At 64.0% G+C, this 16069-nt stretch carries 13 protein-coding genes and 1 pseudogene; 9 read left to right on the top strand and 5 right to left on the bottom strand.

What is annotated here, in order from left to right; translation table 11 throughout:
- The first annotated feature begins 6 nt into the window (after nucleotides 1–6).
- The 5 genes from AC56LW_RS17520 (at nucleotide 7) to AC56LW_RS17500 (ending at nucleotide 8010) form a co-directional block, all read left to right on the top strand.
- Entirely contained in the window at nucleotides 7–1206 is a 1200-nt protein-coding gene (locus tag AC56LW_RS17520) for an efflux RND transporter periplasmic adaptor subunit (RefSeq protein WP_499636405.1), read from the top strand.
- Nucleotides 1207–1212: 6 nt separating this feature from the next.
- The gene (locus AC56LW_RS17515; RefSeq protein ID WP_499636403.1) at nucleotides 1213–4395 is read left to right on the top strand and encodes an efflux RND transporter permease subunit; all 3183 of its coding nucleotides are present in this window, start codon (nucleotides 1213–1215) and stop codon (nucleotides 4393–4395) included.
- Nucleotides 4395–5888 (top strand): efflux transporter outer membrane subunit, encoded by a 1494-nt coding sequence (locus AC56LW_RS17510; RefSeq protein WP_499636402.1) that lies wholly within the window; start codon nucleotides 4395–4397, stop codon nucleotides 5886–5888. Before AC56LW_RS17515 ends, AC56LW_RS17510 begins: the two co-directional genes overlap by 1 nt.
- 254 nt (nucleotides 5889–6142) lie before the next feature.
- Nucleotides 6143–7414, top strand: a complete 1272-nt coding sequence (locus AC56LW_RS17505; protein ID WP_499636400.1) for a glucan 1,4-alpha-maltotetraohydrolase domain-containing protein — start codon at nucleotides 6143–6145, stop codon at nucleotides 7412–7414.
- A gap of 86 nt (nucleotides 7415–7500) precedes the next feature.
- Complete coding sequence (locus AC56LW_RS17500) at nucleotides 7501–8010, top strand: DNA-deoxyinosine glycosylase (protein ID WP_499636398.1); 510 nt, start codon at nucleotides 7501–7503, stop codon at nucleotides 8008–8010.
- 45 nt (nucleotides 8011–8055) lie between these two features.
- On the opposite strand, the gene AC56LW_RS17495 is transcribed toward AC56LW_RS17500, so the two are convergent.
- The 3 genes from AC56LW_RS17495 to AC56LW_RS17485 form a co-directional block, all read right to left on the bottom strand.
- Nucleotides 8056–8340 (bottom strand): hypothetical protein, encoded by a 285-nt coding sequence (locus tag AC56LW_RS17495; RefSeq protein ID WP_499636396.1) that lies wholly within the window; start codon nucleotides 8338–8340, stop codon nucleotides 8056–8058.
- Between the two features lie 29 nt (nucleotides 8341–8369).
- Entirely contained in the window at nucleotides 8370–9566 is a 1197-nt protein-coding gene (locus AC56LW_RS17490; RefSeq protein WP_499636394.1) for a tetratricopeptide repeat protein, read from the bottom strand.
- A 65-nt stretch (nucleotides 9567–9631) separates the two neighbouring features.
- Nucleotides 9632–10489, bottom strand: a complete 858-nt coding sequence (locus AC56LW_RS17485) for an HDOD domain-containing protein (RefSeq protein WP_332532193.1) — start codon at nucleotides 10487–10489, stop codon at nucleotides 9632–9634.
- A gap of 161 nt (nucleotides 10490–10650) precedes the next feature.
- Between AC56LW_RS17485 and AC56LW_RS17480 the strand changes: the two genes are divergently transcribed.
- The gene (locus tag AC56LW_RS17480) at nucleotides 10651–11235 is read left to right on the top strand and encodes a DNA-3-methyladenine glycosylase (RefSeq protein ID WP_499636392.1); all 585 of its coding nucleotides are present in this window, start codon (nucleotides 10651–10653) and stop codon (nucleotides 11233–11235) included.
- Here the strand turns inward: AC56LW_RS17480 and AC56LW_RS17475 are convergent.
- Nucleotides 11232–12947: a methyl-accepting chemotaxis protein gene (locus AC56LW_RS17475; protein WP_499636390.1), complete on the bottom strand. Its 1716-nt coding sequence runs from the start codon at nucleotides 12945–12947 to the stop codon at nucleotides 11232–11234. The genes AC56LW_RS17480 and AC56LW_RS17475 overlap by 4 nt on opposite strands.
- Before the next feature lie 79 nt (nucleotides 12948–13026).
- Nucleotides 13027–13482, bottom strand: a complete 456-nt coding sequence (locus tag AC56LW_RS17470; protein ID WP_332532196.1) for a cache domain-containing protein — start codon at nucleotides 13480–13482, stop codon at nucleotides 13027–13029.
- A 339-nt stretch (nucleotides 13483–13821) separates the two neighbouring features.
- Here AC56LW_RS17470 and AC56LW_RS17465 point away from each other — a divergent pair.
- The 3 genes and pseudogenes from AC56LW_RS17465 to AC56LW_RS17455 all read left to right on the top strand — a co-directional run.
- Nucleotides 13822–14172: pseudogene (locus AC56LW_RS17465) on the top strand (lysine 2,3-aminomutase); the annotation flags it as partial.
- Nucleotides 14173–14260: 88 nt separating this feature from the next.
- On the top strand, nucleotides 14261–14434 hold the full coding sequence (locus tag AC56LW_RS17460) for a hypothetical protein (RefSeq protein WP_499636388.1): 174 nt from the start codon (nucleotides 14261–14263) through the stop codon (nucleotides 14432–14434).
- Nucleotides 14435–14988: 554 nt separating this feature from the next.
- Nucleotides 14989–15429 carry a hypothetical protein gene (locus tag AC56LW_RS17455; protein WP_499636386.1) on the top strand — a complete coding sequence of 147 codons (441 nt, stop codon included), beginning with the start codon at nucleotides 14989–14991 and terminating at the stop codon, nucleotides 15427–15429.
- Nucleotides 15430–16069 lie beyond the last annotated feature (640 nt).

Below are 16069 nucleotides of genomic sequence, written 5' to 3'. Positions count from 1 at the left end.
TTAATCATGAATAACCAATCAGGGATGGGCAAACTGCGCGTCATCATCGCCACGCTGGCAATCGCAGGTCTCGCGGGCGCCGGTATCACCGGCTGCGCGGACGCCACCAGCGACGACGCACCGGCAGCGGCAGCACCGAGTGCGCCGCCAGTCACGAGCGCGGTCGTCATCCAGCGCGCCGTGACCGAAACGCAGGAATTCTCCGGTCGCCTGGAAGCGATCGAAGTCGTTGCAATCCGCCCCCGCGTGTCGGGCTACATCACTGCGGTGAACTTCAAGCCGGGCGCCGAAGTCAAAAAGGGCGAGGTCCTGTTCGTGATCGACCCACGGCCTTACCAGGCCGAAGCGGACCGCACGAAGGCCGTCGCCGCTGCCGCGCAGGCACGCGCCGGCCTGGCCCGCCTTGAACTGCAGCGCGCCGAGCTTCTGCTGGCCGACAAGGCGATCGCTCAGCGCGAATTCGACGAACGTTCGGCCGGCCAGAAAGAACTGGATGCGAGCGTGCGCGCCGCCCAGGCCGAGCACGAAACGGCGCGCCTGAACCTGGCCTACACCCGCGTCACGTCGCCGATCGATGGACGCGTCTCGAAGGCCGAGATCACCCTGGGCAACCTGGTGGACGCCACCGCAGTCCTGACCTCGGTCGTCTCGCTCGAACGCATCTACGCCAGCTTCGATGGCGATGAATCCACCTACCTGCGCGTGTCGCGCCGCACCAACGCCGGCCAGCCGGTGGACGTGAAGGTGGGCCTGGCCGGCGAAGAAGGCTTCCCGCACAGCGGCAAGCTCGAATTCGTCGACAACCAGCTCGACAGCCGCAGCGGTAGCGTGCGCATGCGCGCCACGCTGGCCAACACCGACCGCGCGCTGGCGCCGGGCCTCTTTGCCCGCGTGCAGATCGCCGGCGGTGCGCCGACCCCGCAGATCCTGATCGTCGACCGCGCCATCAACACCGACCAGGACCGCAAGTTCGTCTACGTCGTCGACAAGGACGGCAAGGCCGAATACCGCAGCGTCAAACTGGGCCCGCTGGATGACGGTTTACGCATCGTGCGCGAAGGCCTGAAACCAGGCGAAAAGATCGTCGTGAACGGTCTGCAGCGCGTGCGCCCGGGCGCCCCGATCGCGGCGCAGGTTGTGCCGATGGTGGCCACCGCAGCACCGGCAGCGGCAGCGGCCACCCCAGCGGCTGCAACGGGAGCATAAGTCACCATGAACTTTCCTAAATTCTTTGTCGACAAACCGATCTTCGCGGTCGTGCTGTCGGTGATCATCTTTGTCGCCGGCCTGATCTCGATCTTCATGCTGCCGATTTCCGAGTACCCCGAAGTCACGCCGCCATCGGTGGTGGTGCGCGCCCAGTATCCGGGCGCGAACCCGAAGGTCATCGCCGAAACGGTGGCCACGCCGCTGGAAGAGCAGATCAACGGCGTCGAAGACATGCTGTACATGTCGTCGCAAAACACGTCCGACGGCGCGCTGGCGCTGACCGTCACGTTTAAAATCGGCACCGATGTCGAGCAGGCCGAGACCGCGGTGCAGAACCGGGTCCAGCGCGCGCTGCCACGGCTGCCTGAAGAAGTGCGCCAGATCGGCGTGACGACCGTGAAGTCGTCGCCGAACCTGACGATGGTGGTCCACCTGAATTCCCCGGACGGCCGCTACGACGATCTGTATCTGCGCAACTACGCGGTGCTGAACGTGAAGGATCAGCTGGCCCGGATCAAGGGAATGGGCGAAGTCCAGCTGTTCGGCTCGGGCGACTACGCGATGCGTATCTGGCTCGATCCGCAGAAGGTCGCCGCGCGCGGCCTGACCGCGGGCGACGTCATCGACGCGATCCGCGAACAGAACGTGCAGGTCGCAGCCGGCGTGATCGGCCAGGGTCCGGCCAAGGACGCGGACTTCCAGCTCACCGTGAATACGCAAGGGCGCCTGCAAAGCACCGACGAATTCGGTGACATCGTCCTGAAGACCAATGCCCAAGGCGGCACCACGCTGCTCAAGGATGTCGCGCGCATGGAACTCGGTTCGAGCTCGTATGCACTGCGCTCACTGCTGAACAACAAATCGGCCGTCGCGATCCCGATCTTCGCTGCCCCGGGCGCGAATGACCTGCAGCTGTCCGCCGATGTGCGCACCACGATGGAAGCGCTGTCGCAGGAGTTCCCGGAAGGCGTGAAGTACTCGATCGTGTATGACCCGACCCAGTTCGTGCGCGAGTCGATCAACTCGGTCATCGTGACGCTGTTCGAAGCGGTCGTGCTGGTGGCGCTGGTGGTGATCATCTTCCTGCAGACCTGGCGCGCTTCGATCATTCCGCTGCTGGCCGTGCCAGTGTCGGTGGTCGGTACCTTTGCCGTGATGCTGGCCTTCGGCTTTTCGATCAACACGCTGTCGCTGTTCGGCCTCGTGCTGGCCATCGGTATCGTGGTCGACGATGCGATCGTGGTGGTGGAAAACGTCGAGCGCAATATCGCCGATGGCCTGAATCCGCGCGACGCAACGATCCAGGCCATGAAGGAAGTCAGCGGGCCGATCATCGCCATCGCGCTGGTGCTGTGCGCCGTGTTCGTGCCGATTGCTTTCGTGTCAGGCCTGACCGGCCAGTTCTATCGCCAGTTCGCACTGACGATCGCGATTTCGACCGTGATCTCGGCCTTCGCCTCGCTGACGCTGGCGCCGGCCCTGTCGGCCGCGCTGCTCAAGCCGCACAACGCACCGAAAGACCGCCTGACGCGCATGATCGACGCCGTGCTGGGCCGCTTCTTCGGCGCCTTCAACCGCTTCTTCGGCCGCTCGTCGGTGCGCTATGAACACGGCGTGAAGGGTGTCCTGCGTCGCAAGAGCGCTTCGGTCGCTGTTTACCTTGCGCTGGCTGTGGCTGCGGTGTTCATGTTCAAGGCGGTGCCACCGGGCTTCGTGCCACCGCAGGACAAGGCCTACCTGATCGGCTTCGCGCAATTGCCGGATGCCGCTTCGCTCGACCGCACCGACGCCGTGATTCGTCAGATGTCGAAGATCGCCCAGGAGATTCCCGGTGTCGAATCGTCGATCGCCTTCCCGGGCCTGTCGATCAACGGCTTTACCAATGCGCCGAACGCCGGCATCGTGTTCGTCGGCCTGAAGTCGTTCGATCAGCGCAAGGACAAGGCGAAAAGCGCCGAAGCCATCGCCGCCGAGATCAACAAGCGCATGGGCGCGGTCGAAGATGCATTCGTGATGGTGCTGTCGCCGCCGCCGGTCAATGGCCTCGGTACGACGGGCGGCTTCAAGATGATGATCGAAGACCGCGGCAACGTCGGCTACGAAGAGCTGAACAAGGCGGTGCAGGCACTGACGGCCAAGGCCGCGCAGACGCCGGAACTGGCCGGCGTGTTCTCGGGCTTCCAGATCAACGTGCCGCAGTTGTACGCCGACATCGATCGGGTGAAGGCCAAGCAGCTGGGCGTGCCGCTGGCAAGCATCAACCAGACCTTGCAGGTCAACCTTGGCTCGCTGTACGTGAACGACTTCAACCAGTTCGGCCGTACCTACCAGGTGCGGGTGCAGGCCGACGCGCCGTTCCGTTCGCAGCGCGAGCAGATCGAGCAGTTCAAGGTGCGCAGCAATACGGGCGAAATGATTCCGCTGTCGTCGATGATGCGCGTGAAGGACACGTATGGTCCGGACCGCGTCACGCGCTACAACGGCTATGTCTCGGCCGAGATGAATGGCGGCGCAGCGCCCGGTGTGTCGTCCGGCCAGGCGCAGGCGGCGATGGAACGCATCGCGAAAGAAGTGCTGCCGAAGGGCGTGTCGTACGAATGGACCGAGCTGACCTACCAGGACGTCCTGTCGGGTAACACGATGATCTATGTGTTCCCGCTGTGCGTGCTGCTGGTGTTCCTGGTGCTGGCGGCCCAGTACGAAAGCTGGACGCTGCCGCTGTCGGTGATCCTGATCGTGCCGATGTCGATCCTGTGCGCCCTCATCGGCGTCAAGCTCACCGGCGGCGACAACAATGTGTTCACGCAGATCGCACTGTTCGTGCTGGTCGGGCTGGCGTCGAAGAACGCGATCCTGATCGTCGAATTTGCCCGCGAGCTGGAAGACCACGGTCGCAGCGTCGTCGAGGCAGCGCTGGAAGCGAGCCGCCTGCGTCTGCGGCCGATCCTGATGACGTCGATCGCGTTCATCGCCGGCGTGGTGCCGCTGGTGTTCTCGAGCGGCGCGGGTTCCGAGATGCGCCACGCCATCGGTGTCGCCGTGTTCTGGGGCATGCTGGGCGTGACCTTCTTCGGCCTGTTCCTCACGCCGCTGTTCTATGTGTTGCTGCGCTCGCTGGCCAAGCGTTTTGAAAAACCCGTGCACACCGCCCCTGCGGTGGCGCACAGCGCAGAAGGAGTGCACTGATGAATACGATGATTGCAAAGGGTGTCGCGCCCCTGCTGGCGGCGTTGCTGCTGACGGCCTGCGCCACGCCCGACTTCGTGCAGCCGCACATGGTCACGCCGGACGCCTTCCGCGAGTCGCAGGCACCAGTGCCGGCGGCCGAAGTGGCAGGGATTGACGGCGCGCGCTGGAAGCCGGCGCAGCCGGCCGAGCAGCAGCCGCGCGGCCAGTGGTGGCTGGCCTTCAATGACCCGGCGCTGACCGCGCTGATCGACGAAGCTGCTACCAACAACGCCAACCTGTCGGTCGCGGCCAGCCGCGTCAAACAGGCGCGCGCGATTGCCGGCATCGCCGAAGCGGACCGCATCCCGCAGGTCGGCGTGGGTATCGGCGCCCAGCGTGCGCGCCTGTCGCCACGCGAATCGAACCTGCCGCAAGGCGTGGGTACTGAGGCTTACACCAGCTACAGCGCGCGCCTGTCGGCCAGCTACGAGGTCGACCTGTTCGGCCGCGTGGCAGCCGGCGTGTCGGCAGCGCGAAGCGATGCGGCGACCTCCGAAGCCAACTTCCGCTCGGTGCTGCTGGCCTTGCAGGCCGACGTCGCGCAGACCTATTTCAGGCTGCGCGCACTCGATGCCGAACTGGTGACGCTGGCCGACACGGTGCGCCTGCGTGAAGAAAGCATCAAGGTCACGCAACGCCGTTTCGACTTGGGCGACATCGGCGAATTCGACCTGTCGCGCGCCCGCACCGAGCTGTCCACGGCGCGCGCCGAAGCCATCGGCGTGCAGCGCCAGCGCGCCACGACAGAGCACGCACTGGCGGTCCTGCTGGGCAAGCCGGCAGCCAACTATGTGGCCGGTCCGAGCCCGTTGCTCGATGCGAGCCTGATGCCGGCAATTCCTGCCGGCCTGCCATCGTCGCTGCTCGAGCGCCGGCCCGACATCGTCGCTGCCCAGCGTGCGATGGAGGCGTCGAACGCCCGCATCGGCGTGGCGCGCGCGGCGATGTTCCCGGCCCTGACCATCAATGCCGATGGCGGCGGCGTGGGCGGCGTGTTCTCGGAAGTGTTCAAGTGGAGCAGCCGTTCGTGGGTGCTCGGGGCCCTTGCCTCGATGCCGATCATCGACGGTGGCCGCAATCGCAACAACATCGTGCGCAGCGAAGCGGTGCTCGAAGAATCGGTGGGCACCTATCGCCAGAGCGTACTGGTGGCGTTTGCCGAGGTCGAGGACAACCTGGCTGGCCTGCGCATCCTGGCAGGGCAGGCCGGTGAGATCGACGCGGCCGTGGTGTCGGCGCGCCGCTCGACCGACCTGGCGCAGAAGCTGTACGACGCGGGCCGCTCGAGCTATCTGGAACTGCTCGACGCCCAGCGCAACCTGGCCGTGGTGGAACGCACGGCGGTGCAGTTGCGCGGTGAGCGCGCGTTGACGACGGTGGCGCTGATTCGCGCACTGGGCGGCGGTTGGGATGCGACGCAGCCGGTGAATGCGGCGGTGGCGCAACGTTGATTCCCGTATAAAAGTTGTTTGCCCTTTGCGGCGGTGCGCGTGAGCGTACCGCCGCTTTTTTCGTCGGTGTAGCAAAACTACAAAAATATTCTGATTCAATTGACTCGGTTAGACGACAAGAACAGAATCTGTGGGCCGAAAGTGTCCGCTCAGAGACCACGGCAACTAGTTACGTAGTTTATCTACGTGACCAACAGTACGTCCGTCGATGTCCTGAAGGACTGAAACACATCAATTACACCGGAGGAGACAAAATGAAGAAAAGCATCATCGCCATGCTTGCCACCAGCGTTGTGGCATTGAGTAACCCGGCCCTGGCCGCCACCCCGCCTGCCCAGTCGGGCAACAGTTCTGCGGTGCTGCTGCAGGGTTTCCACTGGAACTCGTCGAGCGCCAGGAGCCCGAACTGGTACAACACCCTGCAGGGCAATGTGGGGGAGCTGAAGACCATGGGCTTTTCCCATGTCTGGTTCCCGCCGCCATCCGACTCGGCGGCCTCGCAGGGCTATCTGCCGCGCCAGCTGAACAACCTGAATTCCGCCTACGGCAGCTCGGCCGAGCTCACCAACGTCGTGCGCGCGTTCACGAACAGCGGCATCAAGGCGGTGGCCGACGTCGTCGTCAACCACCGCGTCGGCACCACCGGCTGGTCGGACTTCACCAATCCCAACTGGACCACGTATTCGATCGTCAACAACGACGAGTGCAACTGCGGCCTGGGTAGCGCCGATACGGCGCTCGGCTTCAACGGTGGGCGCGACCTGGACCACCGCAACGTCGGCGAAGTCCAGAACGGCATCACCACGTGGCTGAACTACACGCTCAAACCCGTGGGCTTCACCGGCATGCGGGTGGACTATGTGCGCGGCTTCAGCCCCAGCTACGTCGGGCAGTATGCGAATGCCTTCAACGCCGAGTTCTGCGTCGGCGAGCTGTGGAACGACCTGAACCTGAATAACGTCGATGCGCACCGCCAGGAAATCATGAACTGGATTAACGGCACCAGCAACAGCTGCGGCGCGTTCGACTTCACCACCAAGGGCCTGCTCAACGACGCGCTGGCCAACGGCAACTACTGGCGTCTGAAAGATGCCGCCGGCAAGCCGCAGGGCGCTATTGGCTGGTGGCCGGCGATGGCGGTGACCTTCGTCGACAACCACGACACCGGTCCGTCCGAAAGCTGCGGCAACGGCCAGAACCACTGGGCGGTGCCGTGCGGCTCGGTGATGCAGGGTTACGCCTATGTGCTGAGCCACCCGGGCATTCCGACCGTCTACTACCCGCACATCTACAACTGGGGCCTGAAGACCCCGATCGCCGCGCTGATGGCGGCGCGCCGGGCGGCCGGGGTGACGTCGACGTCGCCGGTCGCGATCCAGCAGGCGGCGCAGGGACTGTATGCGGCAGTCGTCACGGGCAATACGCGCCAGCTCGCGATGAAGATCGGGCCGAACGCCTGGAGCCCGGCCGGCACGGGCTGGGTGCTGCAGACGTCGGGCAGCAATTACGCGGTGTGGATGAAGTAAGGATCCGCTGTGTGTGACGTACCGGCTGCCGGCCACGGCGGCCGGTCGTCAGCCTGATGCCGGCTGCGCGCCGCTACAATGGCGCCATGTCCATCGCATCTGCTTGTGTTCCTGTTCCACCGCTCACCGGCCTCGCGCCCGTGATCGACGCTACTACCTGCATTCTCGTGCTGGGCAGTTTTCCCGGCGCCGCGTCGCTGGCGGCCGGGCAGTATTATGCGCATCCGCGCAATCTGCTGTGGCCGATCCTGTCGCAACTGACGGGCGAAGACCTGGCCGGCTTGCCCTACGACGAGCGCCTGCCGCGCCTGCTGGCGCACGGCATCGGTTTGTGGGATGTGCTGGGTGCGTGCGAGCGCGAAGGCAGTCTCGATTCAGCCATCCGTGCGCCGGCTGCGAACGACTTCGCGCGGCTGCGTGAGCGTTGTCCGCTGCTTGAAACCGTCGGCTTCAACGGCAAGACGGCGGGCAAATTTGCACCGCAATTTGCCGACGCCGGCTATCGGACGGTGCTGCTGCCATCGACCTCGCCGGCGTATGCGGCGATGCCGTTTGCGCAAAAGCTGCTGGCCTGGCAGCGCTTGCTGGCGGACTGACGGCGCTGAGTCGTTCCAAGTCGCAGGGCATGCTACTCGCGCAGCCTATTTGCGGCAGGGTGTCTTGGCAGGTCTGACCACCGACCGATCTGTCAGGCGGCTATGCAGATATGCGCGCACGTCGTCGGGCGCGTAGCCTTGGCCCTGCGCCAACATCTCTGCTCTGGCGTCACGAGCTTGCGCAACGCAGGCTGCACGCTTCTCAACCGCATGGACGGCTTGCCGGATCGCTTCGACCATGAATGCATGCGGGCTGATGCCAAGCACGTGCGCAGCACCGATTGCGCGCTGCTTGAGTTCATCGGTAAGTTTCAGTGAGATCGTTGACATGGGATTGTGCCTCGTTTGTGCGCGCTGTCTTACCGAATATGCGTCCCGGTCCCCGCCGCCATCTTCCGCAGATACGCCAGCTTCGCCACGTACACCTCGCGCATATCCTGCCGCGTGCTGTGATCCACCGCCAGCGCAATCTGTTCCCGCGCATCGCGCACGTGCCCAAGCTGCAGATGGGCGACGCCCAGCCAGAACCGGAACTCGTCGTTGTACGGCGCACGCCGCACCTCGCGCGCAAAGTGAGCCACCGCATCGTCATACCGGCCGGCCTTGAGTGCGGCGGTGCCCAGATCAAAATAGTGGTACGGCGGCGTCGGATCGATCGCTGCGATGCGCGCGGCCAGTGCCGCTGCTTCCAGCGGCCGGCCCAGCGCCGCCAGCACCGGTTGCAGGTTGTGCAGCACCGCCAGGTTCTCGGGCTCGCGCACCAGCGCCGCCTGGAACGCGCGCTCGGCCAGTGCCGGTTCGCCATGCCGCTGGTAGATCACGCCCAGCGTGTTGAGCGTGCTCGCCACGCCGGGCCGCGCCAGTACGGCCGCGCGCGCCCACCAGTAGGCGTCGTCGCGCCGGCCCTGCACCAGAGCTTCGGCGGCGCGGTTGTTCAGGAAGAGGGCGACGATGTCGTCTTCTTCGAGCTCGCGCGTGCGCAGGCGCGCGGCCTCGTCGCGCGGGATGAAATCGACGACCAGCACGCGCTGTGGGTGGTAGCCGCGCGGCGCGTCGGCCGGGCGTTCGCCCAGGCTGACGTTGATGTGGGAACTGGACAGGTACAGGCCCGCAGTGCGGCTCCAGGCATTGTCGACGTCCACGCTCTGGAACCGGACCGGCATGCCCAGCTCTTTCGCGAAGGCTGCCGTCATGATGACCAGCGACAGGCAGTTGCCCGTGCGCGCGGCGTAGGTCTGGCTGGCGGTGCGCGTGATGGTGGATTCGTACTCGAGCTTGAGGTCGGACTTGCTGTAGAGCGCATCGACCAGACCGTGCTGCATGCCCTTGGTGCGCAGGCGCGACGTGAATGCGCTGCTGTTCAGGTAAGTACGCATCGCGGGGCTGAGCGCGAACAGGTCGTGCGCGCCGATGGGCTCGGAGGGTGGCGCAAAGCGCGCATCGGCAAACAGGGCCGCTGGCGGGGCAGGGGGAGGAGCGAGACTGGCGCAGCCGCCCAGCAGCATGCTCAACAACAGCCAACCGAGCGACAGCCAATTGAACAAGACCCCGCGCATGGCGCCTCCTGCAAACGAGCGTACTGACAAGGCAGTATCCGCTCCCTTGCGGGCGAAGTCAAAGTTCAGTCTTCGTGAAACGCTTCCAGCAGTTCGTCCATGATCTCGGCGGTTTCTTCGTCCGACAGGCCCAGATACGCGCAGGCCGCGACGCCGCCCTTGTTCCATTCGTTCGACTCGGCGTGGCCCTGGTAGCGGCAGATCGCGTTCTCGGCCAGCAGCGACAAGGCGATCAGCGAGCGCACCGGCCCCGCGGTGGCGGCATCGTCGATCACGGCAAAGTCGTGGTGGTGCAGGATGGCCCAGGCGACGTGGTCGGACAGTCCCCAGTTGCGGGCCAGCAGGCAGCCCATGGCGGCGTGGCTGGTGGAGTGGCGTTCATTCTCGAGGTCGGTGAACGGCCGATGGGCTTCCATTGACGCCGCGCCATAGGTGGCTTCGTAATCCTTGAAGCGGTCCATCAGAAGCGGCACGCCGGTGTCGCAGAACAGGCCGAACGTGTGCGCCACGTCGGGCTCGCCCATGCGCAGGCGGCGCGTCAGGAACACCATCGCGTGCGCACGGCGGGTCGAGAGGTCCCAGAAGTTGGCCAGCGCGGCGCTGTTGACAGGAATCGCCTGGCGCGCCAGCAGCCCGGTCATCAGGGCGGCAACCTGGTTAATGCCCAGGAACAGGATGGCCTGCTCGATCGACTTGGCCTTGCGCCGGCCGCCGTAGACGGCCGAATTGGCCAGCTTGAGCAGGGCGCCGGACATGCCGACGTCGCTCGCCACGATCCTGCCGATGGCGTCGGGCGAAGGATCGTCGGCGCCCAGTTCGCGCTGCAGATCGGCGAGCAGGCTCGGCCGCGGCGGAATGCGGATCGACTTGATCAGGGCATCGACCTGGTCGGTTTGGGGGGCGGACTCGACGACGGTATTCATGAAATGGCGGGGCGCGAGAGGGCATCTCGGACGTTGCGGGGGAACGTGTCACTATACCCGAGCCGATAAAATATTGCAGCATGGCAATGTGTAAATCAACTGGTTAATGTGGCAATTCCACCATAGCGCCAGGGCACGGGCGTGCGCGCTAGAATCCCGGCATGGCTATTTCGACAATTGCAGGGATTGATTTTTCAGCCGATGCCGCCACCGTGGCGCGCCAGCTGATCGGGGTGACGGTGCTGCTCGACGGCGTGGGCGGGCGTATCGTCGAGACCGAAGCCTATGACCGCGACGATGCGGCCTCGCACGCGTTTGCCGGCGAGACCGAGCGCAATGCCTCGATGTTCGGGCCGCCCGCGCATGCCTACGTCTACCGCTCGTACGGCATCCACTGGTGCCTGAACTTCGTGTGCCGCGAAGCGGGGCATGGCGCCGGGGTCCTGATCCGCGCGCTCGAACCGGTGGCGGGGCTGGACATCATGCGCGCCCGGCGCGATGCGCTCGATGAGCGCGCGCTGTGTTCGGGGCCGGGCAAGTTGTGCCAGGCGCTGGGCGTCACGCGTGCGCACGATGGGATGGCGCTGGCGGGGGCGTCGTTTGCCTTGCTGCCGGCAGAGCCGGGCCTGGTCGTCGTGGAAGGCATCCGCATCGGCATCTCGAAGGCGGTCGACGTGCCGTGGCGCTTCGGGCTGGCCGGCTCGCGCTTCCTGAGCCGGCCAATCCGCGGCGAAGCGCGCAACTAAGCCGATCCACGCCGGCGCGCTGTCGCCGGCGGCAGGGCCGGCACGGGCTTTGCGCGCATCGTGCTGGCGCGGCTGCGGCGGTCGGCCACGCCCTGGAAGCCCACCGCCAGCGCGTCGTCGTGTGCGTCTTCCATCTCCTCTGCTTCTTCGACGTCGCCGTCGCCCGGCGCGATGCGGAAGATCGCCACGGCCCTGGCCAGATTGACGGTCTGCTCGTGCAGGCTTTCGGCCGCCGCTGCGGCCTGTTCGACCAGCGCCGCATTCTGCTGCGTCATGCTGTCCATCTGCCCGACCGCGCGATTGACGTCGGCGATACCGTCGGCCTGCTCGGTGCTGGCGATGCTGATACGGCCGATGATGTCGTTCACCTGGCGCACCGACGAGACGATGTCGCCCATGCTGGCGCCGGCTTCGCTGACCGACGCGTTGCCCCGTTCGATGATGCTGACCGAATCCGCGATCAGGCCCTTGATTTCCTTGGCCGCTGCCGCCGAGCGCTGCGCCAGCGTGCGCACTTCGGATGCCACCACGGCAAAGCCGCGCCCCTGTTCGCCGGCGCGCGCCGCTTCCACCGCCGCATTCAGGGCCAGGATATTGGTCTGGAACGAGATGCCGTCGATGACGCCGATGATCTCGACGATCTTGCGCGAGCTGGCCTGGATCGATTCCATCGTCGTCACCGCCCCTTGCACCGCCTGGCCGCCGCGCGCGGCCAGTTGCGCCGCTTCGGCTGCGAGCTCGGACGCCTGGCGCGCATTGGTGGCGTTGTCCTTGACCGCCGTGGTCAAGGTCTCCATCGTGCTGGCCGTCTGCTCGAGCGAGCTGGCCTGCATCTCGGTGCGGCTCGACAGGTCCATATTGCCGGTGGCGATTTCCTGCGACGCCGTGTCGATCGAGCGCACCGCCGTCATCACGCTGCGCAGCGCGGCATTCAGGCGCGCGATCGTGTGATCCAGCGCGCGGCCCGTGTCGACGATTTCGTCGCGGCCCTGCGCGTCCACCGGCGGCGCGTCGAGCCGGCCCTCGGCCAGTTCGCCGACCGTGTGCGCGATCGAATGGATCCCGGCCAGCATCGCGCGCCGCACCAGCATCGTCACCGCCAGCGACAGCGCGATCGACAGCAGCACCAGGCCGGCCATGGTCCAGCCCAGCGTGCGAAACTCGGCCCGGGCGGCGGCATAGGCTTCCTGGTTCATGGTCTTTTCGATGTGCGCAAGCTGCGTCAGCGCGGTGTCGAGCGCGCCGAACTGCTGCTCGGCCTTCTGCATCGCATTGGTGGCGATTGACTGGTCCACCGCTGCCATCTCGATCGTCTCGCCGATCGCCTTGCGATAGCGCGTCAGCGCCGCCTGCGACGCCTCGACCGGCGCGCGTTCTTCGCGCTCGGCGGCATGCGCAAACTTGCCCAGTTTGTCGCCGATGGCGGCGTGCCGGCGGCCGATGTCGGCCGTCAGCGCGCTCAAGCGGTTCTGGGCGAAGCTGCCGTTGGTCCAGGCCAGCAACTGGTAGGCGTTGGCGTGGGCAAAGCGCGCCTCGCCGGCGACATCGGCCACCGCCTGCAGGCGCGCGGCGCGCACCTGCACCATGTGTTCCAGCGAGGCGTTCTGGCGCACCATGCCGTAGTAGGCGGCGCCCGACAGCATGGTCAGCAGCACGAGCACGAGGCCCGGGGCCAGCAGCAGTTTCTGGCCGATCCGCAGTTTGTTCAGCATGGGTCACTCCACAAAAAAAGCTGCCATCGCGGGCAGGCGACGGCAGCGACAGCAGGGGATGCGCGACGGCAGCGCAGGCTTATTTCTTGTAGATGCCCGCTTCGAGTACCACGCCGTCGACCAGCAGGATGTAGGTCGTCTTGGGTTCGATCTTGCCGGTGGTGGGATTCTTGTACTGGTAGTCGACCCAGCCCTTGCCCTTGGCGGCGGCCAGCTCGATGATCTCGCGCCGGTACTTCTTGCCGTTTGCATCGGGCACGTCGGTCAGGTCCTTGCCGACGATCGACGGGTTATAGGGGTGGGCCAGCACGATGCCGGTCTTGACGTCGCGCAGGTCGATGTACAGCTGGCCCTGGACAAAATCCGGGTCCTTGGCATTGATGCGCTTCATCATTTCATCCTTACCCTTGGCCTTGATCAGGGCGGCGCCGCGCTCGGCCATGGCGATGGCGTCTTTCTCGGTCGGTTCATTGGCCAGGGCGGCGGTCGATGCCAGCCCCAGGCACAGGGCGGCGGCGGTGGCGATCAGTTTCATGGCGGTCCTTTCGCGTTGAATGCATCAGAAATATTGCTTAAGTGCATTCACTACTCTAGCGGCGCGTGCCCTTGCCGGATTGCGCGCGCACAAGGCCGTGGAAATCGTCCTGCCGCCGTTGCGCCGATGCCGCACTTTTTCCTACAGCAGCCCGTGATTGTCCGATTCACGCGGTCAGACACCTTCTCATTGATTGATGGCAATTGCTGTCCATTCGGCCTCCCTAAGATGGGTTCTTTCCGGCAATCCGCCGCCTTCCATCGTCTTCTTCTGGAGATTTTCGTGAACACGACTGCAACGACGCCCACCAAGTTCAAGCCCTTCACGCGCCAGTCGATCATGAGCGCGCGCCAATGGGAGTGGCTCACGCCCGACCTGCAGGAAGCCGTGCAGGTGGTCTCGCACGTGCTGCCGTTTCGCACCAATGCGTATGTGATGGAGACGCTGATCGACTGGTCGCGCGTGCCGGACGATCCGATCTATCGCCTGACATTTCCGCACCGCGACATGCTCCCGCGGGCCGAATACGAGCAGCTGCGCGACCTGGTGCTGGTCAAAAAAGACGACGCCGCGACCGCGCGCCTGGTGCACGCGATCCGCATGCGCATGAATCCGCACCCGGCCGGCCAGATGACGCACAACGTGCCGCGCGTGAACGATGCGCCGCTCAAGGGCCTGCAGCACAAGTACATGTAGTGTTGTAAAACGTCCTTTTGAATCATGAGGTCTGCTTGTTCTACATCAGTACAATCAGCTGAGGCAAAGGTATGTTGTTGCTATGCTTAAACTGTTCCCTCGCGGCCCGATCAACAACGTTGCCATCCTTGCAGCGGCGCTGCTGCTTCAAAAGCTACACGGAACGGAGTTTGCCGCCCGGTTTCTTCAGCAGTACGATTTCGATGATGCTTTGATTACGGAATTGCTGGGGTCAAGCACAGGCAACAGCAGGTGACTTCAGATTTCAATACTCGACACAATGGGCCAGTTAGTTAAGCAAACCGGCTCGTTTCAATCACAAAATTCCTGCAGGAAATATGCATTACAGCACATCCAGCCAGAGTGAGATGATGCCTATTTGCTATGGGATTAGCTTGTGCAGAAATTTATTATTTTTTCTTGCTCTTTCTTTACGGGCGTGGTAGATACTTGACAAAGTGGGTCGGCTGTGGTACTATATTTTCAGCTGGGAAACATGCAACATCCGCTTTCCGACGGCTACGACATCCCACCAACGCACGACCCGATAACACCTGTTATCCATCTTTGACATGGAGAATCCCCTATGGGCAATCAAGATGCAATCCCGGCTTTCGGAAAGCCGCTCAAGACCCCTGACTACTATGTACAAGTCCGGGCCTATTTGGAGTCGCTACGCGGCACCACAACCCTACGAACGATGGCTCTGATGCTGAACACAGCCGGGTATCGCTCACCGACAGGCAAGCCGTTTTGCCGCCAAACTGTCGCGAATTTTTTGCGCAGAACTTCATTAAAATAAGGAAAGAAATGACCAAAGTTACAACAGCAATCGTCGCACCGGAAGCCCCGGCAGCGCCGACCCCGACCCGTACTATCCACCAGCCGAAGCCGGAAACGCTCAAGCTGATCGGTGCAACCGTCCCGACACTGGCTAAGGCCGCTGTTCACATTCGCAATGGATACATCTTTTCACCTGATGTGGTCCCGGAAGTGTTCGGAGCAGCCGGGATGATCGGTGTAACCCTTGTGCTGGGATCGCCCGAGCAGTACGCCATCGAGGAAGCAGCACAGGAATCCGCCGAAGCGATGGCAGCACAAGACCGCCAGCGCCAGAGGGACATTCAGGAAGCCGCCGCCCAACTGGTTGCCGACAACGAACGCGCAGCGGTGAAAGCAGCAGCAGCGGTGAAGGTAGCAGCAGCCGAAGCAGCACTAGCAGCAGCGAAAGCAGCCGAGGCCGCTATATGAGCGATGTAATCTTCTCTCCGCTGATGGTATCTACCGCCGTCGTGCCAGATCGCCGCGTCGGCCCACGTGCGACTACCGCGAACGAATCCGGCTCTGCACGTGTCGCCTCCAACCCACGAGGAACGCTGGCGAAACCGCGTGTCAGTGATGCCAAGATCACAGCCCTGTTGGCACGATTCGGCGTGGCATGGAAACCGGGCAAGGCTAAGTAAGACTGTCATAGAACGTCCAGTATCAACCTCATCTACGCGACAAGATACAGGAATTTCATTTATGCAAGAAATAGGCCGAGGCCCCTATGGTAGCACATCCAAAGTAGATCGGTCGAAATCAGGCCGAAATATACCTCCGGCCATGAGCTTCCCATAGGGGAATCCGTCAATTACGGGTTGTGCAGCCGCGATTTGAAGATTCAAGTACCAAGTACCAGAGTAGGAGCTAGGTTGTGACAAGCCCGAGTAGTCCGGGTAGCTCCCCTAAGTAGTTCTTATAAAAACCCAATCATCTACAAGAAAGAACAGACTGAGATAGCCCCCTGATCCACCGGACACAGTCGATGCGGTATCCTTACGGATAGGAATACGACTGTGAATATGACTAGGAACAACCAAACCATCGAAGTAGTGACGGTGTCGGAGGA

The sequence above is a fragment of the Telluria sp. LT2P80 genome, assembly GCF_059685955.1.
Note: the sequence above shows the minus strand (reverse complement) of the source record. Positions and strands in the feature narration are given on the sequence as shown.